Source organism: Mangrovicoccus ximenensis (assembly GCF_003056725.1).
GTDB lineage: Bacteria > Pseudomonadota > Alphaproteobacteria > Rhodobacterales > Rhodobacteraceae > Mangrovicoccus > Mangrovicoccus ximenensis.
This window is the reverse complement of sequence record NZ_QBKZ01000015.1, coordinates 381,136-403,925: the sequence shown is the minus strand read 5'-3', so window position 1 is coordinate 403,925 and position 22,790 is coordinate 381,136. Positions and strand designations below refer to the sequence as shown.

The 22,790-nt window shown below is 69.5% G+C and carries 23 protein-coding genes and 2 pseudogenes; 14 read left to right on the top strand and 11 right to left on the bottom strand.

Features of this window, described 5'->3' with window-relative positions:
• Positions 1-8 precede the first annotated feature (8 nt).
• Positions 9-857 carry a UDP-2,3-diacylglucosamine diphosphatase gene (locus C7T91_RS17920; RefSeq protein ID WP_108260433.1) on the bottom strand — a complete coding sequence of 283 codons (849 nt, stop codon included), beginning with the start codon at positions 855-857 and terminating at the stop codon, positions 9-11.
• Positions 858-944: 87 nt separating this feature from the next.
• Complete coding sequence (locus C7T91_RS31705) at positions 945-1,127, bottom strand: hypothetical protein (protein WP_145962929.1); 183 nt, start codon at positions 1,125-1,127, stop codon at positions 945-947.
• Between C7T91_RS31705 and C7T91_RS17915 the strand changes: the two genes are divergently transcribed.
• Positions 1,103-1,585, top strand: a complete 483-nt coding sequence (locus C7T91_RS17915) for an ATP-binding cassette domain-containing protein (protein ID WP_108260432.1) — start codon at positions 1,103-1,105, stop codon at positions 1,583-1,585. The two genes, C7T91_RS31705 and C7T91_RS17915, sit on opposite strands and share 25 nt — an antisense overlap.
• A 107-nt stretch (positions 1,586-1,692) precedes the next feature.
• On the opposite strand, the gene C7T91_RS17910 is transcribed toward C7T91_RS17915, so the two are convergent.
• The 7 genes from C7T91_RS17910 to rsxA are packed head-to-tail and all read right to left on the bottom strand — an operon-like array spanning position 1,693 to position 7,156.
• The gene (locus C7T91_RS17910; RefSeq protein ID WP_108260431.1) at positions 1,693-1,956 is read right to left on the bottom strand and encodes an RnfH family protein; all 264 of its coding nucleotides are present in this window, start codon (positions 1,954-1,956) and stop codon (positions 1,693-1,695) included.
• On the bottom strand, positions 1,953-2,678 hold the full coding sequence (locus C7T91_RS17905; protein WP_108260430.1) for an electron transport complex subunit E: 726 nt from the start codon (positions 2,676-2,678) through the stop codon (positions 1,953-1,955). Before C7T91_RS17905 ends, C7T91_RS17910 begins: the two co-directional genes overlap by 4 nt.
• Positions 2,678-3,313 carry an electron transport complex subunit RsxG gene (gene rsxG / locus C7T91_RS17900; RefSeq protein WP_108260429.1) on the bottom strand — a complete coding sequence of 212 codons (636 nt, stop codon included), beginning with the start codon at positions 3,311-3,313 and terminating at the stop codon, positions 2,678-2,680. Before rsxG ends, C7T91_RS17905 begins: the two co-directional genes overlap by 1 nt.
• Positions 3,310-4,392, bottom strand: coding sequence for an RnfABCDGE type electron transport complex subunit D (locus C7T91_RS17895; RefSeq protein ID WP_108260428.1), 1,083 nt, complete (start codon positions 4,390-4,392; stop codon positions 3,310-3,312). The genes rsxG and C7T91_RS17895 overlap by 4 nt, the downstream gene beginning before the upstream one ends.
• Complete coding sequence (gene rsxC / locus C7T91_RS17890; protein WP_108260427.1) at positions 4,389-5,990, bottom strand: electron transport complex subunit RsxC; 1,602 nt, start codon at positions 5,988-5,990, stop codon at positions 4,389-4,391. The genes C7T91_RS17895 and rsxC overlap by 4 nt, the downstream gene beginning before the upstream one ends.
• 10 nt (positions 5,991-6,000) lie before the next feature.
• The gene (locus C7T91_RS17885; RefSeq protein ID WP_108260426.1) at positions 6,001-6,552 is read right to left on the bottom strand and encodes an RnfABCDGE type electron transport complex subunit B; all 552 of its coding nucleotides are present in this window, start codon (positions 6,550-6,552) and stop codon (positions 6,001-6,003) included.
• Positions 6,553-6,574: 22 nt separating this feature from the next.
• Complete coding sequence (gene rsxA / locus C7T91_RS17880; RefSeq protein ID WP_201742138.1) at positions 6,575-7,156, bottom strand: electron transport complex subunit RsxA; 582 nt, start codon at positions 7,154-7,156, stop codon at positions 6,575-6,577.
• 271 nt (positions 7,157-7,427) lie between these two features.
• Here rsxA and C7T91_RS17875 point away from each other — a divergent pair, with 271 nt between their 5' ends.
• The 12 genes and pseudogenes from C7T91_RS17875 (at position 7,428) to C7T91_RS36090 (ending at position 19,620) form a co-directional block, all read left to right on the top strand.
• Positions 7,428-8,240, top strand: coding sequence for a sulfite exporter TauE/SafE family protein (locus C7T91_RS17875; RefSeq protein WP_108260425.1), 813 nt, complete (start codon positions 7,428-7,430; stop codon positions 8,238-8,240).
• A 13-nt stretch (positions 8,241-8,253) separates the two neighbouring features.
• The gene (locus C7T91_RS17870; protein WP_108260424.1) at positions 8,254-8,418 is read left to right on the top strand and encodes an FAD-dependent oxidoreductase; all 165 of its coding nucleotides are present in this window, start codon (positions 8,254-8,256) and stop codon (positions 8,416-8,418) included.
• 560 nt (positions 8,419-8,978) lie between these two features.
• Complete coding sequence (locus tag C7T91_RS17865) at positions 8,979-10,712, top strand: acyl-CoA dehydrogenase family protein (RefSeq protein ID WP_108260423.1); 1,734 nt, start codon at positions 8,979-8,981, stop codon at positions 10,710-10,712.
• Between the two features lie 29 nt (positions 10,713-10,741).
• Positions 10,742-11,404 (top strand): annotated as a pseudogene (locus tag C7T91_RS36100) (ATP-binding cassette domain-containing protein); the annotation flags it as partial.
• 270 nt (positions 11,405-11,674) lie between these two features.
• Positions 11,675-12,433 (top strand): annotated as a pseudogene (gene queA / locus C7T91_RS36095) (tRNA preQ1(34) S-adenosylmethionine ribosyltransferase-isomerase QueA); the annotation flags it as partial.
• Between the two features lie 127 nt (positions 12,434-12,560).
• Positions 12,561-13,829 carry an MFS transporter gene (locus C7T91_RS17855; RefSeq protein WP_108260421.1) on the top strand — a complete coding sequence of 423 codons (1,269 nt, stop codon included), beginning with the start codon at positions 12,561-12,563 and terminating at the stop codon, positions 13,827-13,829.
• Positions 13,830-13,935: 106 nt separating this feature from the next.
• Entirely contained in the window at positions 13,936-14,514 is a 579-nt protein-coding gene (locus C7T91_RS17850; protein WP_108260420.1) for a DUF924 family protein, read from the top strand.
• Positions 14,515-14,624: 110 nt separating this feature from the next.
• The gene (cysS, locus tag C7T91_RS17845; RefSeq protein WP_108260419.1) at positions 14,625-16,016 is read left to right on the top strand and encodes a cysteine--tRNA ligase; all 1,392 of its coding nucleotides are present in this window, start codon (positions 14,625-14,627) and stop codon (positions 16,014-16,016) included.
• Complete coding sequence (gene cimA / locus C7T91_RS17840; protein WP_108260418.1) at positions 16,013-17,668, top strand: citramalate synthase; 1,656 nt, start codon at positions 16,013-16,015, stop codon at positions 17,666-17,668. The genes cysS and cimA overlap by 4 nt, the downstream gene beginning before the upstream one ends.
• Positions 17,665-18,234: an alpha/beta hydrolase family protein gene (locus C7T91_RS17835; RefSeq protein ID WP_236638312.1), complete on the top strand. Its 570-nt coding sequence runs from the start codon at positions 17,665-17,667 to the stop codon at positions 18,232-18,234. Before cimA ends, C7T91_RS17835 begins: the two co-directional genes overlap by 4 nt.
• Positions 18,235-18,321: 87 nt before the next feature.
• Positions 18,322-18,717, top strand: coding sequence for a hypothetical protein (locus C7T91_RS17830; protein WP_108260417.1), 396 nt, complete (start codon positions 18,322-18,324; stop codon positions 18,715-18,717).
• Positions 18,718-19,023: 306 nt separating this feature from the next.
• Positions 19,024-19,620, top strand: coding sequence for a response regulator transcription factor (locus C7T91_RS36090; RefSeq protein ID WP_236638311.1), 597 nt, complete (start codon positions 19,024-19,026; stop codon positions 19,618-19,620).
• Positions 19,621-19,798: 178 nt separating this feature from the next.
• Here the strand turns inward: C7T91_RS36090 and C7T91_RS17820 are convergent, their stop codons facing one another.
• Both C7T91_RS17820 and C7T91_RS31700 read right to left on the bottom strand, forming a co-directional pair.
• A complete protein-coding gene (locus C7T91_RS17820; protein ID WP_108260416.1) occupies positions 19,799-20,965 on the bottom strand; it encodes a terminase large subunit domain-containing protein in 1,167 nt (388 codons plus the stop codon).
• A 274-nt stretch (positions 20,966-21,239) separates the two neighbouring features.
• A complete protein-coding gene (locus C7T91_RS31700) occupies positions 21,240-21,587 on the bottom strand; it encodes a hypothetical protein (protein ID WP_145962928.1) in 348 nt (115 codons plus the stop codon).
• 289 nt (positions 21,588-21,876) lie between these two features.
• On the opposite strand from C7T91_RS31700, the gene C7T91_RS17815 reads away from it, so the two are divergent.
• Positions 21,877-22,770, top strand: coding sequence for a Rossmann-fold NAD(P)-binding domain-containing protein (locus C7T91_RS17815; RefSeq protein ID WP_108260415.1), 894 nt, complete (start codon positions 21,877-21,879; stop codon positions 22,768-22,770).
• The last annotated feature ends 20 nt before the right edge of the window (positions 22,771-22,790 follow it).

The window sequence follows — 22,790 nt, the reverse complement described above, 5'->3', positions numbered from 1 at the left end:
GTGCCGCCTCAGATGGCGGCCTTTGCCTTCTTCGGTTTCTTCTTCTTCCTGGCCTTGCGCCCGCCGTCGCGCGCCTCGCGGGCATGCTCGCGCACGGCGCAGGCCCAGTCGACCAGCTGCAGCCGGCCGTCATGGTCCTCGATGATGCCGGTGCAGCTTTCGACCCAGTCGCCGCAATTGGCGTAGAGCACGTCGCCCAGGGGAGTCAGCTCGGCCTTGTGGATATGGCCGCAGACGATGCCGTCATAGCCGCCGCGCCGCGCCTCCTCGGCGAGCACCTTCTCGAAATCGCCGATGAAGTTGACCGCCCGCTTGACGCTCTGCTTGGCCCAGTTCGACAGTGACCAGTACTGCCCGCCCCAGAGGCGGCGCAGCCGGTTGTACCAGGTGTTGGCCAGCAGCGTGACGGTATAGGCCCAGTCGCCGATATGGGCGAGCCACTTGGCGTTCATCACCACCACGTCGAACTTGTCGCCATGCACCACCAGCAGGCGGCGGCCGTCGGCGGTGACATGGGTGTCCTCGTCGCGCACCTCGATGCCGCCGAAATGCGTGCCGAGATAGCGGCGCATCAGCTCGTCATGGTTGCCGGGCACGTAGATCACCGGGACGCCCTGATGGGCGCGCGCCAGAAGCGCCTCGATGACGTTGTTGTGGGGCTGCGGCCAGTGCCAGCCGCGCTTCAGCCGCCAGCCGTCGAAAATGTCGCCGACCAGATAGATGCGGTCGGCCTGCACATGGCCGAGGAAATCGAGGAACATGTCGGCCTGGCAGCCGCGCGTGCCCAGATGGATGTCCGAGACGAACAGCGTGCGGCAACGTGCGGGCCGGCCGGGGAGGGGGGCGCTTGGGGTCATCTTGCCCGACCCTAGACACCTCTTCGGTAACATGGGCATGACAGGGCCGTGGGGGCGGCAAGCTGCCGCCGGCCCGGCCCCGCGCGGTCAGCTTTCGGGGCGCCCCGTGAGCCGGATGCGCTCGATCAGATGGAAGCGGTCCTCCTCGTCGGCCCCGGCGAGGCAGAGCGTGTCGATCCGGAAGGGCGCGGGCAGCAGCGGCGTCAGCTCGGGCTCGAGCGGACCGCGGCCACGCGCTGGTCTGCGTGCCGGCGGACCCCGCTGCCGCACTGGCCCTGGCCGACCGGATCTGCGTTCTGGACGGCGGCCGGATCCTGCAGGAGGGCCGCACCGAGGAGGTCTACCGCGCGCCGCGCACCCGCTTCGTCGCCGAGCTGACCGGTCCGGCGAACCTGATCCCCGGCGAGGTTCTGGGCGAGACCGGCCCCGGGATCTGGAGCGTTCGCACGCCCCTGGGCGAGCTCTCGGTCGCGGGCAAGGACCCCGAGGCGCGGCATGTCACGCTGTTCTGGCGCCCGGAACAGGGGCTGGAGGGCGAGGGCATCGCCAACACGATGTCCGGACAGCTGTCGCGGCGCATCTTCCACGGCGCGCTGACCGAACTTGAGCTCGATCTCGGCGGGCTGGCGCAGCGGCTGATGCTGCCGCGCTGCACGGTCCCCGAGGGGGCGCCGGTCACCTTCCACGTGCCCCCGGAAGAGCTGCATTTCCTCGACCCGGCCGCCTGAGCGGGTCCGGGCCTGCTCCGGTCCCGCCGCCCGAGGCAGAGAGACCGCCGCCGGAGGAGCGCCGCTGTTTCCGTGCAGACTCCGCCGCGCCGGCACCGGCATGGCGCCTAGCGGGCGCCTTTGCGGTCGAGAAGCTCGGCCTCCGGATGGATTGGGCGGTAGATCTCCACCCGGTCGCCCTCTTTCACCGGCTTGTCGAGCTTGGCGACCGCGCCGAAGATGCCGACCTTGTTGACCTCCAGATCGATCTCGGGGAACTGCGCCAGCAGCCCCGAGCGCTCGATCACCTCGCGCACGGTCGATCCGTCCGGCACTTCGATCCTGATCCAGACCTGGGCCGACTGCTTGGCAAAGGCGACACCGACATTCATGCGTTCTCTCCTTCTGCACCGGGCTCGAGGACGCCCGCGGCGGTGAAGACCTTCTCGATGCGCGCGTCGAGCGGATCGCCGGCCCGGTCCGCGGCGCGTCTGTCGAGCACCGCCTTCAGCGCCAGCAGGAGCCCCAGCATGATGAAGCCGCCGGGCGGCAGGACCAGGATCAGGAAGCCGCCGTAATCCGGGATCAGCACCTGTTCGAGGAAACCGAAGGCCGGGCCGAGCAGGACATCGGCATTGGCGAAGATCGTGCCTGAGCCTAGGATTTCCCGCGCCGCGCCGAGCAGCACGAGCGCAAGCGTGAAGCCCGCCCCCATCATCAGCCCGTCGAAGGCCGATTGCAGCGGCCCCCGGCGCGAGGCGAAGGCCTCGGCCCGGCCGAGGATCGCGCAATTGGTGACGATCAGCGGGATGAAGAGGCCCAGCACCTTGTGCAGGTCATGCAGCCAGGCATTCAGCGCCATGTCGACCACCGTCACGATGCAGGCAATGATCAGCACGAAGGCCGGGATGCGGATCTCGGGCGTGATCGCGCCCCGGCAGAGCGACACCGCCAGCCCCGACAGCACCAGAACGGCCAGCGTGGCGAGGCCCATGCCGAGCCCGTTGGTCGCCGTCCCGGTGACGGCCAGCAGCGGGCAGAGCGCCAAGAGCTGGCCGAAGACGATGTTGTTGTCCCAGAGCCCGTTGCGGGCGATCTGTCGGTAGACCGGCATCAGCTGTCCTCCTTCGGCGTCAGGATGTCGTCCCTGTGGGCGGCGAAGAACTCGAGCCCGGATTTCACCGCCGCCACCACGGCGCGCGGGGTGATCGTGGCGCCCGAGAACTGGTCGAATTCGCCGCCGTCGCGCTTCACCTTCCAGCGCTCCGGCGCGGGGTCTTCGAGCGACCTTCCCCCGAAGCCGAGGATCCAGTCCGCTTTCGCCGTCTCGATCTTGTCGCCGAGACCGGGCGTCTCGGCATGGGCCAGGACCCGCACGCCGAGGATGCCGCCCGCGGGATCGATGCCGATCAGCACCTTGATCGCCCCGCCATAGCCTTGGCCCGTCCGTTCGAAGGCGGCGCCGGTCACCGCGCCCGCCGCCGTCGCCTGATAGACGGTGACCGGCGTCCCACCGTCCATCACCTCGATCCGGCCGCTGGCCAGGTCGTTGTCATGGATGTTATCCGGGATCACCTGCACCAGAGAGGCGTTCAAATCCTCGGCGGCACGCGCGGCGATCGGCCCGCGGGTCAGCTCGTCCGAGATCGCCAGCACCAGCGCTGTGACGAGCGCGAAGAGCCCGAGCAGCACGCCATGGGCCACAGGCGCCCCGCGGAAGGCCGACAGCCTTGCAGTCAGCGCGTTCATGCCTGGTCTCCCTTGATCAAGAGCGGACGGCCCTTGCGGTCGCGGCCGAAGATGCGCGGACGGATGTAATGGTCGAGAAGCGGCGTGCAGGCATTCATCAGCAGCACGGCGAAGGCCGCGCCCTCGGGGAAGCTGCCGAAGGTGCGGATCAGCACGATCAGAACGCCGGTCATGGCGCCGTAGATCAGCTGGCCCGTCAGCGTCAGCGGCGAGGTGACGTAATCGGTGGCGATGAAGAAGGCGCAGAGCATCATCGCGCCGGAACTCAGATGCCAGGCCGGCGAGGGAAACTGCGCCGGGTCGGCCAGCCAGAGCGCGCCCGAGAGCATCGCCGCCCCGCCCAGCAGCGAGACCGGGACATGCCAGGTGATGACGCGGGTCAGGATCAGCAGCACGCCGCCCGCCAGCAGCATCGCCGCCGAAGTCTCGCCGAGGCTCCCCGCGACATGGCCGAGGAAGAGGTCATGCAGGCTGAAAGTCTGCGGCATGATCGTCTCCAGCGTCGCGCCGCCGCCGAGCTGCGCGGTGACGAAGCCCAAGGTCGAGGCGCCGGTATAGGCGTCGATCTGAGGCGCCGCCCCGAAGGTGATCGCCAGCGCCTCGTGGAGCGACGGCGCCTCCGCCGTGCCCGCGGGGAGCGGCAGCACCCAGGTGGTCAGCTGCACCGGCAGCGCGATCAGCAGCATGGCGCGGGCGACCATGGCGGGGTTGAACAGGTTCTGGCCCAGCCCGCCGAAGACCTGCTTGGCGATGACGATGGCGATGAAGCTGCCGGTGACCCCGACCCACCAGGGCGCCCAGGGCGGCAGGGTCATCGCCAGGAGCCAGCCCGTGAGCACCGCCGAGCCATCGAACAGGAACCGCTCCAACGGACGCCGCGCGATCATCAGGCAGGCCGCCTCGAAGCCCACGGCGCTGGCCACCGTCACCGCGAAGAGCAGCACCGCCGGCCAGCCGAACTGGTAGAACCCCATGCCGGTCGCGGGCAAGAGGCAGATCATCACCATGACCATCGTGTTGCCGACGGTCAGGCGCGAATGGGCATGCGGCCCCGAGACGATGGCATGTCCGGCGGTCATTCTGCGGCCTCCCTCGGTTCGCTGGCGCCGTCCCGCTCCGGCGGAACAGCCGGAGCCTCCCCGGCGTCTGCCTGCGCGGCGGCCTCGGCTTCCCTGCGCTTCTTCTCCCCCGCCGCCTTCTTCCTGGCGGCCTGCGCTGCCTTGTGCTTCTCCATCGCCTTGCGCTTGGCTTCGGCGACGGCCTCCTCGCGCGCCTTCCTGGCCTCGGCGAGGCGCCTGGTCTCCTCCTGCTGATGCTTGCGGCCCTGCAGCACGGCGAGCTTGCCCTTGGCGTAGTTGAAGCTCTGCACCAGCGGGATGTTCGACGGGCAGACATAGGAGCACGACCCGCAGGCGACGCAATCCATCAGCCCGATATCGACCGCCCCCTCCAGATCCTCGGCGCCGATCCGCGCCTGCAGCTCCAGGGGCGCCAGCCCGCAGGGACAGGCCGTGACGCAGCCCGCGCAGCGGATGCAGGGCATCGATTGCCGCGGCCGCGTCTCGGAGCGGTCGAGCGCCAGCACGCCGTTGGTTCCCTTGATCACCGGCACCCGCACCGAGCGGATCGGCATCCCCATCATCGGCCCGCCGAGCAGCAGCCGGTCCGGCTCGCCCTTCAGCCCGCCGCAGAATGCGAGGATATCCGAGACCGGCGTGCCGATCATCACCTCGAGGTTCTTCGGGGTCGCCACGCCGCGGCCCGACACGGTCAGGAAGCGGCTGATCAGCGGCTCGCCATAGCGCACCGCCTTGTGGACGGCATGCGCCGTGGCGGCATTGTGGACGATCACGCCCAGCTCGGCGGTCAGCGCCCGGGCCGGCGTCTCCAGCCCCAGCACCGCGCGCACCAGATGCTTTTCCGAGCCCATCGGATAGAGCACCGGCACCGCGCGCACCTCGGCCTCGGGGGCGGCGGCGAAGATATGGCGGCGCATCTCGGCGATGGCCTTCGGCTTGTTCGCCTCGATGGCGACGATGGCCCGCCCGGCACCGAGCGCCTTTGCCATCATCGCGATGCCGTCGACCACCTCCTCGGCCCGCTCGCGCAGGAGCCGGTCGTCGCAGGTCAGGTAGGGCTCGCATTCGGCGGCGTTGATCACCAGCGTGTGCAGGTCGTATTTCTGGCCGAGCCTCAGCTTGACCGCCGCCGGGAAGGTCGCTCCGCCCATGCCGACGATGCCCGCCTCCAGCACGCGGTCGGCGATCTGCTCCGCGCTGGCCGCCTCGGGACGCAGGCGCGGCAGGCGCGGGCCCCATTCATCCCTGCCGTCCGGGCGGATGGTCACCGTCATCACCGGCAGTCCGCTGGGATGCGGCGCGGCGAACATGCCGACGGCCAGCACCCTGCCGGAAGTCGGCGCATGGACATTGGCGGAGACCGGACCGCGCGCCTTGCCGATCAGCTGGCCCTTCAGCACATGGTCGCCGCGCTGGACCAGCGGCTCGGCCTGGGCGCCGATATGCTGCTGCAAGGGCACGCGCAGGATGGCGGGCACCGGCATCTTCTCCACCGTGCATTCGGCGGTCAGGTACTTGCGGGTCTCGGGATGGATGCCGCCCTTGATGGCAAAGACGCCGGCGGAGCGTTTCAGGGCGTCCAGGGAGAAAAGCTTCATGTCCTGATCCTCATGCTGCCGGATCGAAGGCGCCGGGTTTCGGCCAGTGCCAGTTGCGCAAGGAGCGCGGCTTGCCGCGCAGGATGATCGCCTCGGTCGGGCAGACTTCGGCGCAGGCCTCGCAGCCGATGCAGGCATCGTTGACCACCGTGTGGATCTGCTTGGCCGCGCCGATGATCGCGTCGGTCGGGCAACGCTTGAAGCATTTGGTGCAGCCGGTGCAGTGATCCTCGAAGATGAAGGCGACCAGCGGCTCGGCTTCGGCAAAGCCGCCCGCATCGGCGCCGCCGCCGCAATCGACCCCCATGATGCCGGCGAGCTTCAGCGCGGTCTCGCGCCCGCCCGGCGGACACAGCGTCACCGGCGCCGCCCCACCGGCCACCGCCTCGGCGGCGCCGCGGCAGCCCGGAAAGGAACACTGGCCGCAATTGGTGCCGGGCAGCGCCCCTTCGATCTCGTCGACGATGGGCGGCGTCTCGACATGGAATTTCCGCGCGGCGGCGCCGAGCACGACGCCGAGGCCGAGGCCGAGCGCGGACATGGAGGCAATGGCTGCGATCATGTGTCTATCCCTCAATTGGCCCTCAGTTGGCGGCAAGACCGGCGAAGCCCATGAAGGCCATGGACAGGAGACCGGCGGCGACGAAGGCGATGGGCGGACCCTGGAACGGCCCCGGAACGGCGGTGCGGGCCATGCGCTCGCGCATCCCGGCGAAGATCACCATGACGAGGGTGAAGCCCGCCGCCGAGCCGAAGCCGTAGAGCAGCGACTCCGCGAAATCGTGGCGCTCCTGGATGTTCAGCAGCGCCACGCCCAGCACGGCGCAATTGGTGGTGATCAAGGGCAGGTAGATGCCGAGGCTGCGGTAGAGCGACGGGCTGACCTTGCGGATCACGACCTCGGTGAACTGCACGATGGCCGCGATCACCACGATGAAGGACAGGATGCGCAGGAAGCCGAGGCCCAGGGGCTGCAGCAGCAGCGTCTCCACCGCCCAGGAACAGGCGGCGGCCAGCGTCAGCACGAATGTCGTCGCCAGTCCCATGCCGATCGCGGCATCGAGCTTGCGCGACACGCCCATGAACGGGCAGAGCCCGAGGAATTTCACCAAGACGGCATTGTTCACGAGGGCAGTGCCCAGGAGGATCATCAGATAGGCTTCCATCGGCTCTCCTAGCGGGACAGGGCGCGGTTCGCAGGGACCCGAGCATGCGGCGTGCCATCCGCCTGCCGCGCGCGGACTCCCTCTCCCCCGCCGGGGGAGAGGGTGCATGGGCGCCCTGCGCCGGCGTGTTTGCGGTCGATTGCTTCCGGGGGGCTGTGTAGGACGGGGCGACTTTCTCCGGAGCGCCGCCCGGCCGCGCCTCCGGAGCCGCCGCACGCCTGACGAGGACCGCCATGCCCAATGACTGCCGCCGCCCAGAGGAGGTCCGCCGATGGACCTCGTGATCCTCGCCGCCACCATTGCCGCGGCCGGCGCCGTGGCCGGGGTGATCTCGGGGCTGTTGGGCGTCGGCGGCGGGATCATCCTGGTCCCGGCCTTCTTCCATGCCTTCCACGCGCTCGGCTACGAACCGGCGCAGCTGATGCAGATCTGCGTCGCCACCTCGACCGGAACGATCATCTTCACCTCGCTGCGCTCCGTCACCTCGCATGCCAAGCGCGGCGCGGTCGACATCGCGCTGATCCGCGGCTGGGGGCCGTTCATCGCGGCCGGCGCCATCCTCGGGGTCTTCGCCGCCGCGGCGCTGCGCTCGCAGCAGCTGCAGGTCGTGTTCGGTGCGATCGGCGTGACGCTCGGGCTCTACATGCTGCTGGGCCGGCGCAGCTGGCGGATCGCCGAGACGCTGCCGGGGCGCTGGCTGGGCGGGTTCTACGGCGCGCTGATCGGTTTTTTCTCGGCGCTGATGGGGATCGGCGGCGGCTCCTTCACCGTGCCCTTGCTGACCGCCTATTCGGTGCCGCCGCACCGCGCGGTCGGCACCTCGCCGGGCTTCGGCCTGCTGATCTCGATCCCGGCCTTCGGCACCTTCCTGGCCACCGGCTGGGGGATTGCCGACAAGCCGCCCCTGACCATCGGCTATGTCAACCTGCCCTCGGTGCTGCTGATCACCGGCATGACGCTGCTGACCGTGCCCTTCGGCGTGAAACTGGCGCACCGGCTCAGCCCCGAACGGCTGCGGCTGGTTTTCGCACTGACGATCCTCGTTCTTGCGGGCAACATGCTCAGGAAGGGCATCATCGGCTGAGGGACGGGCGGACATGGCGCAGATCGCGGTCATCGGGGCGGGCATGGCGGGGATCGGCGCGGCGCTGGCGCTGCAGGCACGGGGCCGCGACGTCACCGTGATCGACCGGCTCTGGCCGGGCGAGGGCACGAGCCACGGCAATGCCGGGCTGATCCAGGCCGAGGCGGCCGAGCCCTAACCCCGACCGCCAGACCGCCGAAATCCATATCCGCATCATTCGCGGCTGCGCTCGGACCAATGGCGCTTGCCGCTCATTGATGAACCGCTTCAAGGCCCCCGGCACCTCCGGGATCGAACGCGTGGCCTGACCTCAGATGGGGAAAGGGGCATCACGCCCCGACGCAGACTCCTGCAACAATGCCGGGCTCCCGGGGTTTCTCCGCGCTCGCCGCCCGGGGCGCCGCATGTCTGCGCTCACGGGCGGGCGGATCAAGGCAATGTGCGCGGTCCGTGCCGCGGTCCGGAGGGCGATCTTGCCCGCGCCCCGGCAGGACGCATCCAGCTGTGCAGGGGCCGGGCGTTCTCCGGGTCGATCGTCAAGCCGCTGCGGGTGCGGCGTCCCGGAATGGCGTGCCGGTCCGCCGCATCGCGTGACGCATGGCCGCCCGTTGTCCTGCCGGGCGACCGGGCTTGCCCCCGGCGCCACCCGCCTGCTCTGCCCGGCCCCAGCCGTCGCCCGCTACCAGGGCGGCCCCGGGGACCGGGCCTCCAGCTTCGCCTGCACCGAGGAGTGACCCCATGATCCCGTTTGCCGCCCCCGTCGGGGACATCCTCTTCTGCCTGCGCCATGTCGCCCGCGCGCCGGAGCTGGCGCAGTGGGACGACGAGCTGGCCGAAGGCATCCTCGGCCATTTCGCCGCCTTCGCAGAAGGGGTGATCGCGCCGCTCGACGAGCCCGGCGATGCGGAGGGCTGCCGCCTCGAGGACGGACGCGTGCGGATGCCGGACGGGTTCCGCGAAGCCTATGCCCGTCTGGCCGGAGACGGCTGGCAGGGGCTGACCGCACCGGCGGAACATGGCGGGATGGCGGTCGATCCGCTGACGGCCGCGGGGGTCTCCGAAATCTTCTCGGGCGCCTGCCACGCGCTGCAGATGATCTGCAACCTGGTGCCCGGCACGATCTCGACGCTGCGCGCCTACGGCTCGGCGGCGCAGCAGGCGGCCTGGATCCCGCGTCTCGCCTCGGGCGAGCTTCTGGGCACGATGTGCCTGACCGAGCCCGGCGCCGGATCGGACCTGTCGCGCATCCGCACCAAGGCGCGCCGCGAGGGCGGCGGCTGGCGCATCGACGGCGAGAAGATCTTCATCTCGGGCGGCGACCAGGACCTGAGCGGCGGCATCCTGCATCTCGTGCTGGCGCGGACCGGCGCGCCGGAGGACGGGGTCAAGGGGCTGTCGCTGTTCCTCTGCCCCTCTGCGGATGCAGAAGGCCGCAATGCGGTCACGATCACCCGGATCGAGGAGAAGTTGGGGCTGCATGCCTCGCCGACCTGCCAGATGGCCTTCGACGGCGCCCGCGCCGAGCTGGTCGGGCAGGAAGGCGCCGGGCTGATGGCGATGTTCACCATGATGAACCATGCCCGGCTCGACGTGTCGCTGCAGGGCGTCGCCCATGCTTCGCGGGCGGCGCAGGTCGCGGCCGCCTATGCGGCGGAGCGGATGCAGGGGCGCAGGCCCGACGGCAGCCCGGCTGCGCTGGCGGACCATCCCGACGTGCGTCGGATGCTCGACGAACAGCGGGCGCTGGCGCTCGGCGCGCGGGCCATGGCGCTGATCACTTTCGTCGCGATGGAGCGCGGCGACAGCGGCGCGCTGGTCGATTTCCTGACCCCGGTCTCCAAGATATTCTGCACCGAGGCCGGCATCCGCGCCGCCGATCTCGGCATCCAGGTGCTGGGCGGCTACGGCTACCTGACCGAGTACCGGGTCAGCCAGACCTGGCGCGACGCGCGGATCACCTCGATCTACGAGGGCGCCAACGGCATCCATGCGCTGGCCACGGCGACGCGCGGCCTGAAATCCCCGGCAGGCAGCGAGGCCTTCGCCGCTCTGGTGGCCGATCTGGGCGCCGGATCGCCGGAAATCGCCGCGCTTCTGGAGATCTGGCAGGCGCGCAAGGCCGAGGTGCTGGCCTCTGCCGCCCCGGCCGAGCTGGCGCATGGCTTTGCCGCGCTGACCGGCGAGCTGTTCTGGCGCGCCGCGCCGGTCCGCCGCCCCCGCCGCGAAGAGCGGCGCCAGCGTCCCGACCGGCGGAACCAAGTGGTATTGCAGCGCAGAGCGTCCCGGACCGTCGCCCGTCGCCTTGGCGAACTTGAGCCGGGCGGCGTGCAAGCGCCGGGGCAGACCCAGCGCGGTGCCCGGTCCCAGCGCCGTTCTGGCGGGGTCGGACTCGATCCGGTCGAGCATGGCTGCGGCCTCGTCGAAATTGCCTCGGGCGATCAAGGAGGTTGCTGTCTCCAGAAGTCGCTTTAAAGTCGGCGTGTCGGTCATTGTCGGTCCGGATGGGAAGCGTTCGAGAAAATGGCATGCATGCAAGACGAGCTGTATTGCGTCGGCAGCCGGTTGGCCACCCGCTTGGGGGATGCAGGACCATGTCCGGCATAGCCCCCCGCGACATCCTGAGGGTCGAGGACCTCCGCATCGCCTTCCCGCTGATCGGCGGAACGTTCAACGCGGTGGACGGGGCGAGCCTGCGGGTGCAGCCCGGCAAAATCACGGCGCTGGTCGGGGAGTCGGGATCGGGCAAGACGGTCACCAGCCAGGCGGTGCTGGGGCTGCAGCCCGCCATCGCCCGGGTCTCGGGACGCATCCTGTTCAGCGGCACCGACGGCGCGGCGCCGGTCGACCTGCTCCGCCTGCCCAAGGACGGGCGCGCGATCCGCGAGATCCGCGGCGGCCAGATCGGCACGATCTTCCAGGAGCCGATGACCTCCTTTTCGCCGCTGCACACGATCGGCAACCAGATCTCCGAGGCGCTGCGCATCCACCGGCTGCTGCCGCCGAAGCAGGTGCGCGACGACTGCATCGAGATGCTGGGACGCGTCGGCTTCGCCGACCCCGCCAAGGTCTACGGCATGTACCCGTTCGAGCTGTCCGGCGGAATGCGCCAGCGGGCGATGATCGCGATGGCGCTGATCTGCCGGCCGGCGCTGCTGATCGCGGACGAGCCGACCACCGCGCTCGACGTCACGATCCAGGCGCAAATCCTCGCGCTGCTGAAGGAACTGCAGGAGGATCTCGGCATGGCGATCCTGCTGATCACCCACGACTTGGGGATCGTGGCCGGGATCGCCGATGAAGTCTACGTGATGTACCGTGGCGAGATCGTCGAGGCAGGCTCGGTCGGCACGCTCTTCCACGAGCCGCGCCATCCCTACATGAAGGGGCTGCTCGGTGCGGTCCCGAGTTTCGAGCTGCCGCCGGGCGAGCGCCTGCGGCCCTTGCGCGAGATCCCGGTCGGCAATGCCGATGGCCTGCGCAGCCTGATCGCGGGCGGCCGCCCCGCCGCCGCGCCGCTGGCACGGGTGCGGCTCGCGCATTCGGCCGCGACCGTCGAAGAGGCGCTGGCCGCGGTCGGCGCCATGCCGCTGCCGCCCTATATCGCCGCCAAGCGTCCGGCGGACGAGCAGGACCGGACCGACTACCAGACCGTCTTCGCCCGCCATTCCGGCGCCGTCGCCGCGCCGACCGCGTCGCTGCATTTCGACGAGGCGCTGCTGGAAACCATCCGCGCGAAGGGCGTGGAGTTCACCGAGGTGACGCTGCATGTGGGGGCGGGGACGTTCCTGCCGGTGAAGGTCGACGACCCGACCCAGCACCGGATGCATGCCGAATGGGGCGAGGTCAGCGAAACGGCCGCCGCCGAGATCCGTGCGACCAAGGCGGCCGGCGGGCGGGTGATCGCCGTCGGCACCACCGCCCTGAGGCTGATCGAAAGCGCCGCGCGGCAGACCGGCGAGGTGCAGGCCTTCGCCGAGAAGACCGACATCTTCATCTATCCGGGCTTCGAGTTCCGCGCCGCCGACGGGCTGATGACCAATTTCCACCTGCCGAAATCGACGCTGATGATGCTGGTCTCGGCGCTGATGGGGCGCGGGCGGATGATGTCCGCCTATGCGCATGCGGTGGCGGCCGGCTACCGCTTCTTCAGCTATGGCGATGCCTCGCTGCTGCTGCCGTCAACCGGGAAGTAACCATGGCAGGGTAGGCGGGGAGCCGCCGCCCTGCAAAAAATGCGTTGGCCCTGTCGATTTGGCATGGCCTACCGTCACGCCGCACCGGTAGGCCTGTGGCGTGACCCAAACCGGAGAGAGTCGTTCCATGTCCCGCGCCTTCCTTATGTCCTGGCCGCTCTTTCTCGGCATCTTCCTGCTGATGGTCGGCAACGGCTCGCAAGGCACGCTGCTGGGCATCCGCGGCAACCTCGAAGGCTTTTCGACCTTCCACCTGTCGCTGGTCATGTCGGCCTATTTCGCGGGCTTCCTCGGCGGCTCGCAGCTGGCGCCCGAGATGATCCGCCGGGTCGGGCATATCCGGGTCTTCGCGGCGCTGGCCTCCTTCATCTCGGCGATCCTGATCCTCTATCCGACGGTCACCGATCCCTGGGTCTGGATCGCGCTGCGCGTCGCTTTCGGCTTCTGCATGTGCGGCGTCTACGTGACGGCCGAAAGCTGGCTGAATTCCTCCGCGCCGAACAACCTGCGCGGCCAGACCCTCTCGCTCTACATGATCGTGCAGACCTCGGGCGTGGTCGCGGCGCAGGCGCTGCCGATGCTGGGCGATCCGTCGCAATACGTGCTCTTCGTCGTGGTCTCGGTGCTGGTTTCGGTCAGCTTCGCGCCGATCCTGCTGTCGGTGACGCCGACGCCGACCTTCGCCTCGACCAAGCGGATGGGCATCGCCCAGCTCTTCAAGGTCTCGCCGCTCGGCTGCGTCGGCATCATGCTGATGGGCGGGGTCTATTCCTCGACCTTCGGCATGGCCTCGGTCTTCGGCGCGCGGGCCGGGCTGAGCGTGTCGGAGATCTCGCTCTTCATCGCGGCGATCTATGTCGGCGGCCTGGTCTGCCAGTTCCCGATCGGCTGGCTTTCGGACCGGACCGACCGGCGCCTGCTGATCCTTGCCACCGCCGCCGTGGGCGCGGTCGGCGCGGTGGTGCCGTTCTTCTCGCTGAGCTTCCCGGTCCTGCTGGTGGTCGGCGCGGTGATCGGCGGCGTGGCCAATCCGCTCTATGGCCTGCTCGTCGCGCACACGGCCGATTTCCTCGAGGCGGATGACATGGCCTCGGCCTCGGGACAGCTTCTGTTTCTGAATGGTTTCGCCGCCGTGATCGGTCCGGTGATCACCGGCTTTGCCATGGGCTCGATCGGGCCGAACGGATTTTTCCTTTTCCTTCTGGGGCTTTTCGCGGTGCTCGCGCTTTATACCGGCTATCGGATGACCCGCCGTCCGGCGGCCAGCGAAGGCGAGACGGGCGAATATGCGCCGATCCTGCCGACTGCGTCGATGGTCACGATGGAGGCCGTCACCGAGTCCTATATTGACTCGGAAGAAGAGCAGGAGCCCGAAGACGAGGAGCACGCGGCATGACCGCCCGGGATTAACCACCCGCCCCATCGTTGCTTCGGTTTTTCGCTCAATTGACACACACTTTGTAAAGGTGTTGAGGGAACGCCGTCGCAGCGGGGAGAGACACATGACGGGTTACGAGGACGTGCTGGAGTTCTGGATCGGCGAGGTCGGTCCGAAGGGATGGTACATGGGCGGCGCCGAGCTGGACGCGGAGATCCGCGCGCGCTTCGGCGCCACCTGGGAGGCGGCGCAGGCCGAGGGGCATCTGGGCTGGTGCGCCACGCCGCGCGGCATGCTGGCGCTGCTGATCCTGCTCGACCAGTTCCCGCGCAACATGTTCCGCGGCGATGGCCGCGCCTTCGCCACCGACACGCTGGCGCGCAGCCTTGCCAAGAAGGCGATCGAGGCGGGCTGGGACATGCGCCTCCCCGAGCCCGAGCGGCAGTTCTTCTACCTGCCGCTGATGCATTCGGAATGCCTGATGGACCAGGAGCGCTGCATCCGCCTGATGAAGGAGCGGATGCCGGAAAGCGGCGCCGACAACCTGCTGCATGCCCGCGCGCATCGCGAGGTGATCCGCCGCTTCGGCCGCTTCCCCTACCGCAATGACGATCTCGGCCGCCCGACCACCGGCGAGGAGGCGCGCTTCCTCGAGGAGGGCGGCTACCGCAGCGTCGTGCAGGGCATGCGCATCGCCGCCTGAGCCGCGCCGCATGGCGGTTCCGGGGCCGCCATCGGCGGCCCTTTCGCTTTTCATCGCGGCTGATCCGGTATAGGGGAGCGGACCCACGCCAGATCGCAACGGAGGCCGCGATGGCAGAGATCCGCCTGACCAACACCCGCACCCGCAAGCTCGAGATTTTCGAGCCGATCGACCCGTCGAACGTGCGCCTCTATCTCTGTGGCCCGACCGTCTATGACCGCGCCCATCTGGGCAATGCGCGCCCCGTCGTGGTCTTCGACGTGCTGGTGCGCCTGCTGCGCCATGTGTACGGGCCCGGCCATGTCACCTATGTCCGGAACTTCACCGACGTCGACGACAAGATCAACGCCACCGCGCTTCAGCGCAAGGAAGCCGGTGCGCCTGGGACGCTCGAGGACCTGATCCGCGAGCGCACCGAGGAAACCATCGGCTGGTACCATGCCGACATGGACGCGCTCGGCGCCGCCCGCCCGGATCACGAGCCGCGCGCGACCCAGTACATCGCCCAGATGATCGCCATGTGCGAGGACCTGATCGCCCGCGGCCATGCCTATGCCGCCGAGGGGCATGTGCTTTTCGCGGTTGAAAGCTACCAGGAGTACGGCCAGCTCTCGGGCCGCTCGGTCGAGGACATGATCGCCGGCGCCCGCGTCGAGGTCGCGCCCTACAAGCGCAACCCGATGGATTTCGTGCTGTGGAAGCCCTCGACCGACGACCTGCCGGGCTGGGACAGCCCCTGGGGCCGCGGCCGTCCGGGCTGGCATATCGAATGCTCGGCCATGTCGCACGACCTGCTGGGCCCGAGCTTCGACATCCATGGCGGCGGCAACGACCTGATGTTCCCGCATCACGAGAACGAGATCGCCCAGAGCTGCTGCGCGCATCCCGGCTCCGGCTTCGCCAAGGTCTGGCTGCATAACGAGATGCTGCAGGTCGAGGGCAAGAAGATGTCCAAATCCCTGGGCAACTTCTTCACCGTGCGCGATCTTCTCGACCAGGGCATCCCGGGCGAGGTGATCCGCATGGTCTTCCTCGGCACGCATTACCGCAAGCCGATGGACTGGACCGAAGCCAAGCGCGAGGAGGCCGAGAAGACGCTGCGCAAATGGCGCGCGCTGACCGATGGCGTCGCGCCCGGCGAGGCGTCGCCTGCGGTGATCGCGGCGCTTTCGGACGACATCAACACCGCCGGGGCGATTGCCGAATTGCACAAGCTGGCGGCCGCCGGAGATGCCGCAACGCTCAAGGCTTCCGCGGCGATGCTGGGGCTCCTGACCGCGGAACTCGGCGACTGGGCGAAGGCCGCCGATATCGACCTGAGCAGCTATGCCGATGCGCTGGCGACTGCACGGGCGCAGGCGATGGAGACCAAGGATTTCGGCAAGGTCGATGCGCTGAAATCCATGCTGCTGGCGGCGGGCGTCGAGGTCCGCATGTCCAAGGCCGGGGTGGAACTTGCCCCGAAACCCGAATTCGACGCGGCGAAGCTGGAGGCGCTGTGATGAAGGAACGTCTGTATCTCTTCGACACCACGCTGCGCGACGGGCAGCAGACCCATGGCGTGCAGTTTTCCACCGAGGAAAAGATCCGCATCGCCGAAACGCTGGATTCCCTCGGGATCGACTATATCGAGGGCGGCTGGCCGGGCGCCAACCCGACAGACAGCGCGTTCTTCGAGGCGCGCCCCGAGACGCGGGCGACCTTCACCGCCTTCGGCATGACCAAGCGGGCGGGCCGTTCGGCCGAGAATGACGACGTGCTGGCCGCCGTGCTGAATGCGCGCACCCCTGCCGTCTGCCTCGTCGGCAAGAGCCACGATTTCCACGTCACCGAGGCGCTCGGCATCACGCTCGAGGAGAACCTCGAGAACATCGGTGCCTCCTTTGCCCATATCGTGGCGCAGGGGCGCGAGGCGCTTTACGACGCCGAGCATTTCTTCGACGGCTACAAGGCCAATCCGGGCTATGCGCTGGCCTGCCTGCGCGCCGCCTGCGAGGCGGGCGCGCGCTGGATCGTGCTCTGCGACACCAATGGCGGCACGCTCCCGGACGAGATCGGCCGGATCGTGCGCGAGGTGATCGCCGACGGCATCCCGGGCGACCGGCTGGGCATCCATTGCCATGACGACACCGGCAATGCGGTGGCGGGCTCGCTGGCGGCGATCGATGCCGGCGTCCGGCAGGTGCAGGGCACGCTGAACGGGCTGGGCGAACGCTGCGGCAACGCCAACCTCACCACGCTGATCCCGACGCTGGCGCTGAAGGAACCCTATGCCAGCCGTTTCGAGACCGGCGTGACGGCCGAGGCGGTGGCCGGGCTGACCCGCGCCTCGCGGATGCTCGACGACATCCTCAACCGGGTGCCGCTGCGCTCGGCGCCTTACGTCGGCGCCTCGGCCTTCACCCACAAGGCCGGGCTGCATGCCAGCGCGATCCTGAAGAACCCCTCGACCTACGAACACATCCGCCCCTCGCAGGTCGGCAATTCCCGCCTGATCCCGATGTCGAACCAGGCCGGCCAGTCGAACCTGCGCCGCCGCCTGAGCGAGGCCGGGATCGAGGTCGCGCCGGGCGATCCGGCGCTCGGCCGCATCCTCGACCGGGTCAAGGAGAACGAGGCGCAGGGCTATACCTATGACGCCGCGCAGGCGAGCTTCGAGCTGGTCGCCCGCAAGGAGCTTGGCAGCCTCCCCGAATTCTTCGAGGTCAAGCGCTACCGCGTCACGGTCGAGCGCCGCAAGAACAAGCGCGACCGCATGGTCAGCCTGTCCGAGGCCGTCGTCGTGGTGAAGATCGGCGACGAGAAGCACCTGTCGGTCTCGGAAAGCATCGACGCGCAAGGCAGCGACCGCGGCCCGGTCAACGCGCTGTCGAAGGCGCTGATGAAGGATCTGGGCGCCTACCAGCAATATATCGAGGACATGAAGCTCGTCGATTTCAAGGTGCGCATCACCAATGGCGGCACCGAGGCGGTCACGCGCGTCATCATCGACACCGAGGACTCGGCGGGCAACCGCTGGTCGACGGTCGGCGTTTCGCCGAACATCGTCGATGCCTCCTTCGAGGCGCTTCTCGATGCGATCACCTGGAAGCTGATCCGCGACGGAGCCCCCGGCATGGGCACCGTCAGGCGGCCGGTGGCCGATCTGGCATGAGCCTCGACGCCTGCGCCGACCTCGTGCGGCGGGGCGATCCCGACCGCTGGCTGTCGCTCAAGGGCCAGCCCGCCGCCGTGCGGGCACGGCTCATGCCGGTCTATGCGGCGAATATCGAGATCGCGCGCGCGCCCTGGGTCAGCAGCGAGCCCGCCATCGGCCACTTGGCGGCGCCAGGCCCGCTGGTCATCGGCGGCAAGTCGATGGGCGGGCGGGTGGCCAGCCTCGTGGCGGAGGAGTTCTGCCGCGCCGGGCGCGCGGCGGGGCTGCTGTGCCTCGGCTATCCGTTCCATCCGTCCGGCAAGCCCGAACGGCTGCGCACCGCGCATCTCGCGGCGCTCTCTGTTCCGGCGTTGATCTGCCAGGGCACGCGCGACCCGTTCGGCACCCGGGAGGAGGTCGCAGGCTATGCGCTGTCGCCGCAGGTTTCGCTGCACTGGCTCGAGGACGGCGATCACGACCTGAAGCCGCGCAAGCGGATCACCGGCAGGAGCCAGGCGGACCACCTGCAGGATGCTGCGGCGGCGGTGGCCGCCTGGGCGGCAAAGACCGTGCCCGGGGGCTGAGCGGGGAAGACCGCGGCGCCCGGAGCCTGCTATAGCTCTGGAAAGGGCCGCGATTCCCCAGGCAGGCGGCCCGGAGGAGGACCCGGGATGATGCTGCGCCGACTGATTTCCTCGCCGTTGCTGCATTTCTTCGCGATCGGCGGGCTCGTCTTCGCGCTCCATTCCGCGCTGAACCCTGCTGCGGACGGGGCGCAGCGCGCCGATGCAATCACGCTGTCGCCGGAGGCGGCCGGGCAGCTTGCCGCGCAGTTCGCCTCGGTCTGGGGCCGCCCGCCGGATGCGGCGGAGCTGGACGGGCTGATGCGGGACTGGGCCGAGGAGGAGGCGTTGGTGCGCGAGGCCAGCCGCCCGGCCGCCATGCCGGTCCATCCGGCATCCTCCGGCGGCGCGGCAGGCCATCCGGCAATCGCCTCCGGGCAGGCCGCTCCCCGGGCAGACGCCATGCAAGCTGCGCTGCCATCCGCCAGGCAGGCAGCCGTCTGATCCCGCGGGATGTCGGGCGCTGCAAGCATGCCCGTCCGGCCGCCTTGCGGGATGCCCGGCGAAATCCCGGACGAAGGCGCATCCCGCACCACGGCATGTGACCGCCGGGACCGGACGGTCACTCCGGGCACGGCATCTCCCGGTCCGGTTTTCGCAGGGCAAGCCCGCTCCTGCGATGGCGCAGCCGCCGGAGCCCCTCTCCCAGCCCCTCCGCCGGCAGGCGGCGGCCGGGCTTCCATGACGGCAAGCGCCCGCGCCGCCACGGATATCCTTGCCGTTTCCCCGCGGCTGCGGCAAGGACGCCGCATGCGCATCCTGCTTGTCGAAGACCACGCGGAGCTGGCCGCCACCATCACGCAACGCCTGCGCGCCGAAGGTCACGCCGTGGATCTCGAGGCCGACGGCGCGGCGGCCGAGCGGCTGCTGCGGCATTCGCAGTTCGACCTCGTGATCCTGGACGTCAACCTTCCCGGCCGCAGCGGCTTCGACGTGCTCTCCGAGCTGCGCCTGCGCGGCGACGAGACCCCGGTGCTGATCCTGACCGCGCGCAGCCGGATCGAGGACCGCGTGACCGGGCTCGATGCCGGGGCGGACGACTTCATGGTCAAGCCGTTCGACCTGCGCGAGCTGGCGGCGCGCTGCCGGATGCTCGGGCGGAGAGAGAGCGGACGGGGGCACGGCAACGATGCCATAATGGCCGGGGCCGGTCCGTTTCCGGTGCAGGCCATCGCCGCGGTGACCCGCTCGATGGCAGGACCGCAGACACCTGCCGCCGCCGCCCGGTTTCCCGGCCAGCTTGCGGACATGGTCGGGCCGGTGCGGGATCGCATCCCGGCGGCGGGCTCCACCGCCCCGCTGCAGCGGCCACGCAGATCGCCGCCTTGCGGTCATCCAGCCCGATGAAGATGCCATGCTGCATCCGGTCTCTCCCCCATTCCCGAAGCTCGGCACGGGACCACGCGGCGCAACCTTCGAACCGAGAATGCCGCGGCAGAGACGCCGACCCAGTCGCTTGCTCTGCGATCATGGCGGCCAAGCTCGAAACCGGACCACCCGATCGGGGCAGGCCGCTCTGGCTTCGTCATGCAAGGCCATCGATCCGAGCGACCCACGCCGTGAATCCCGGCAGCTGGCGAGTTTTGAAACAATGCTCCTCGGCCACTGCTTCCGCCACCGCAGAGGGGCCGATCCCCGCGCCGGGGATCAGCGTCAGGACGCCCTGCCGCGCCCAGAGGCCGTAGGGCACCCGGTCGGCCTCGGCCTTCTCGGCGATGCCCTGCTCGGGCAGGAAGAAGCGTGGCAGCACGTCGAGCCGCCCGTCCTCGCGCGGGAAGACCAACACGAAGGCGGTCAGGTCGCGCGACTGCGACAGGTCGAGCCCGCCCCAGGCCTTGCGCCCGGCGAGGGCGGCGAAGTCCACCGGCGCCGCGTTGCGGTCCCATTCGGCCTTGGCGAGGAAGCGCACATGCGCATCCACCCGCTGGTTCAGGATCAGGTTGCGGAAGCCCTGCTCGGCCGCGGGCATCCGCTGCGCCTGGGCCGCCTGCCGCGCCACGTCCTCCAGGCTGCGGAAGTCGCCGAGCGCCGGGTTCGCCTTGCGCCAGGTTTCCTCCGCCCAGGGGTCGTCATCCGCCCCGGCGCCGCAGAAGGTCAGGTGGAAGCTCGGACCCGAAACCTCGCCCGCGGCCACCTTCTGGCCGCAGTCGATCAGCTCGGACATGTCCGCGTGATCGCTGGCCGCCTGGGTCGAGATCACGACCAGCAGCGGGTTGTCCCGCGCGCCCATGGCCGTGTCCAGCGCCTCGCAGAGATCGCGCTTGGGCGCCGTCCCCAGCTCGTAATAGACGGTGAAGGACGGCGAGAGCCCCTGCTTGGTCCAGGCATCCGCCGAGAGCGCCGCGAAGACAGAGCCGCGGCCCTGGCCGCTCATCACCTCGATCCGCTTGGAGAAGCGCACCACGTTCGCACGCGCCTCCAGCTCCGGATGCTCTTCCAGGATCGCCACCATCTCGGCGAAGGTCTTGCCCGACTGTGCCTTGTCGTTGGCCGCGGCATGGACCTCGCCGCGCGGCTCGGCCTCCGGCCCCATCAGGTGGCAGAGGGCGAGACCGGCGACGAGCTGCGTCTTGCCGTTCTTCCGCGCCATCGAGAGCACCGCCGTGCGCACCGGACGGCGGCCGTCGGCATTCCCGGCATGGACCGCCTCCAGGACGTCCCGCTGCCAGCGAGCCCTGGGTGATCGGCAGATCCTCCGGGAAGGCGATCACCCGCTCGACCCGAGACAGGCCCGGCGCCTCCCAGGGCAGAGAGGCGCAGCGGCGGACGATCATCCCGCGGATTGCGGCGCAGTTGCTGGGCGGCAACGTCCAGGGCATGTCCCAAGCTTCGGCATCGCCGCTGCCATGGATCGGCGCGAAGGCATGGACAGGCTGCAGGCCGCGCTTTTCGGTCTTGGTACTGTACGGGAAGGGCCGGGTTCGACATCTTTTTCGATCAGTGCCGGACCCTTTTCGGCCTATGCCTCAGGGGACGAAAGTTCGGTCGCGGACCCTTTTCCGTCCGCCTGCCTGCGGGCGGATTGGGAGTTGCGGGACGGCACGACCTTGCCCGGCACGCGCAACGTGCAGCGGGTCAGGTTGCCCCGCCTGCGTTCCGCGGAGCGCCCCGGCCAGTTGCTGTCCGCCAGCGCCTCGAGCGCGTTTCACGGCCGAGAGCGGCGCGCCGGCGAACTCGGCAATGATGCTGACAGCCGGGCAGAGCTTGCCGGTCTTGGTGTCGGCAAACTGCATGACCAGCGCCGTGGCGACGACCTTGGAGAGCGTCGGCAGTTCGGAGCATGTCGCTCGCCTTGAGCAGTCGAACCGGGTCACGGAAGCCGCTTTCATCGCGCGCCCCTGCCGCCGCTGGCACCGAAAGGCAGCAATGCCAAGCTGTCTGCCCCGGCCGCGCCCGCCAGCGCGCCGGGGGGGCTGTCTTGCTGTCGCCGTCTCCTGGCCTTTGGCCGCGTTTCCAACATCGCGGCGAACCAAGTCATTCAAGCTAATGCTTTGTTTCAGGGTTTCCTTGCGCAGTCCTCCGCGCTTGGCGGGAAAGGCCGGTTCTGCCCGGAGGGGGAAGCTGATAGACCTGCCGGGGATCTGTGCAGCCAGGAGGGCGGGGATGAAGATCGCGGTACTGGACGATTACGCGGGCGTGGCCGGGGGCATGGCCGATTGGGCACAGCTCGGTGCGGAGGTGACCTTCTTCCGCGAACCGCTTGCCGATCCGGCAGATGCGCTGCGCCGGTTCGAGGTGGTCTGCCTGATGCGCGAACGCACGCCCTTTCCCGCCGCGCTGATCGACGCGCTGCCGGAGCTGCGGCTGATCGTGACCACCGGGCCGCGCAACCTGTCGATCGACGTCGCCGCCGCGCGGGCCCGCGGCATCGAGGTCTGCGGCACGCGCTCGCGCAAGACCACCACCTCGGAGCTGATCGCTCTCGCCCGAGAGCAGCGCCTCGGCGCCGGCGTAATCGCCCGACACCGCCAGCGCCAGCGCCTTGTGATAGAGCACGACGCCGCGCAGCATCGGCGCCTGGGCGGCGGCGTCGAACACCGCCATCGACGCCTCGGCATCGCCCGCGCCCAGCTCGGCCCAGCCCAGGACCAGCTGGTCGAGGAAGCCGTCGAGCAGATCGCCCAGCGTGAAATCGGCCTTCAGCGCATCGCGCAGCGCCGCGTAGTCGCCTTCCTCCATCCAGTCGGTCAACTGGACGATGTCCATCAGGCTGGCCTGGAGGCCGGCGCCCTGCATCCGGCGCATGATCGAGGTGGCGCTGTCGAAATTGCCCAGGTTGACCTGCGCGGTCAGCGCCAGCTCCATCAGCGCCGGATTCTGCGCGTCCAGCGCCAGCGCGCGGGTGAAGTATTCGGCCGCGCGGGCATGGTCGGCTTCCATGCCGGCCACCCGCCCCGCCAGATAGGTTCCGGCATTTCCGCCCATCGAGGCGGCAGGCGCCAGCCCGAGACAGAGGGCGGCGGCGAGGAGGCGGGATTTGTTTCGGAACACCAGTGAATGTCTCCGTCTGGACGTGT

Excerpts from the sequence above, each read along its gene's own strand:
- C7T91_RS17875 (WP_108260425.1), top strand. The coding sequence starts at position 7,428 with ATGGACCTCGTGATCCTCGCCGCCACCATTGCCGCGGCCGGCGCCGTG.
- C7T91_RS17920 (WP_108260433.1), bottom strand. The coding sequence starts at position 857 with ATGACCCCAAGCGCCCCCCTCCCCGGCCGGCCCGCACGTTGCCGCACG.
- C7T91_RS17865 (WP_108260423.1), top strand. The coding sequence starts at position 8,979 with ATGATCCCGTTTGCCGCCCCCGTCGGGGACATCCTCTTCTGCCTGCGC.
- C7T91_RS17835 (WP_236638312.1), top strand. The coding sequence starts at position 17,665 with ATGAGCCTCGACGCCTGCGCCGACCTCGTGCGGCGGGGCGATCCCGAC.
- C7T91_RS17870 (WP_108260424.1), top strand. The coding sequence starts at position 8,254 with ATGGCGCAGATCGCGGTCATCGGGGCGGGCATGGCGGGGATCGGCGCG.
- C7T91_RS17850 (WP_108260420.1), top strand. The coding sequence starts at position 13,936 with ATGACGGGTTACGAGGACGTGCTGGAGTTCTGGATCGGCGAGGTCGGT.
- cysS (WP_108260419.1), top strand. The coding sequence starts at position 14,625 with ATGGCAGAGATCCGCCTGACCAACACCCGCACCCGCAAGCTCGAGATT.
- rsxC (WP_108260427.1), bottom strand. The coding sequence starts at position 5,990 with ATGAAGCTTTTCTCCCTGGACGCCCTGAAACGCTCCGCCGGCGTCTTT.
- C7T91_RS17910 (WP_108260431.1), bottom strand. The coding sequence starts at position 1,956 with ATGAATGTCGGTGTCGCCTTTGCCAAGCAGTCGGCCCAGGTCTGGATC.
- rsxG (WP_108260429.1), bottom strand. The coding sequence starts at position 3,313 with ATGAACGCGCTGACTGCAAGGCTGTCGGCCTTCCGCGGGGCGCCTGTG.
- C7T91_RS17885 (WP_108260426.1), bottom strand. The coding sequence starts at position 6,552 with ATGATCGCAGCCATTGCCTCCATGTCCGCGCTCGGCCTCGGCCTCGGC.
- C7T91_RS17830 (WP_108260417.1), top strand. The coding sequence starts at position 18,322 with ATGATGCTGCGCCGACTGATTTCCTCGCCGTTGCTGCATTTCTTCGCG.
- C7T91_RS36090 (WP_236638311.1), top strand. The coding sequence starts at position 19,024 with ATGCGCATCCTGCTTGTCGAAGACCACGCGGAGCTGGCCGCCACCATC.
- C7T91_RS17895 (WP_108260428.1), bottom strand. The coding sequence starts at position 4,392 with ATGACCGCCGGACATGCCATCGTCTCGGGGCCGCATGCCCATTCGCGC.
- C7T91_RS17905 (WP_108260430.1), bottom strand. The coding sequence starts at position 2,678 with ATGCCGGTCTACCGACAGATCGCCCGCAACGGGCTCTGGGACAACAAC.
- rsxA (WP_201742138.1), bottom strand. The coding sequence starts at position 7,156 with ATGGAAGCCTATCTGATGATCCTCCTGGGCACTGCCCTCGTGAACAAT.
- C7T91_RS17815 (WP_108260415.1), top strand. The coding sequence starts at position 21,877 with ATGAAGATCGCGGTACTGGACGATTACGCGGGCGTGGCCGGGGGCATG.
- C7T91_RS17855 (WP_108260421.1), top strand. The coding sequence starts at position 12,561 with ATGTCCCGCGCCTTCCTTATGTCCTGGCCGCTCTTTCTCGGCATCTTC.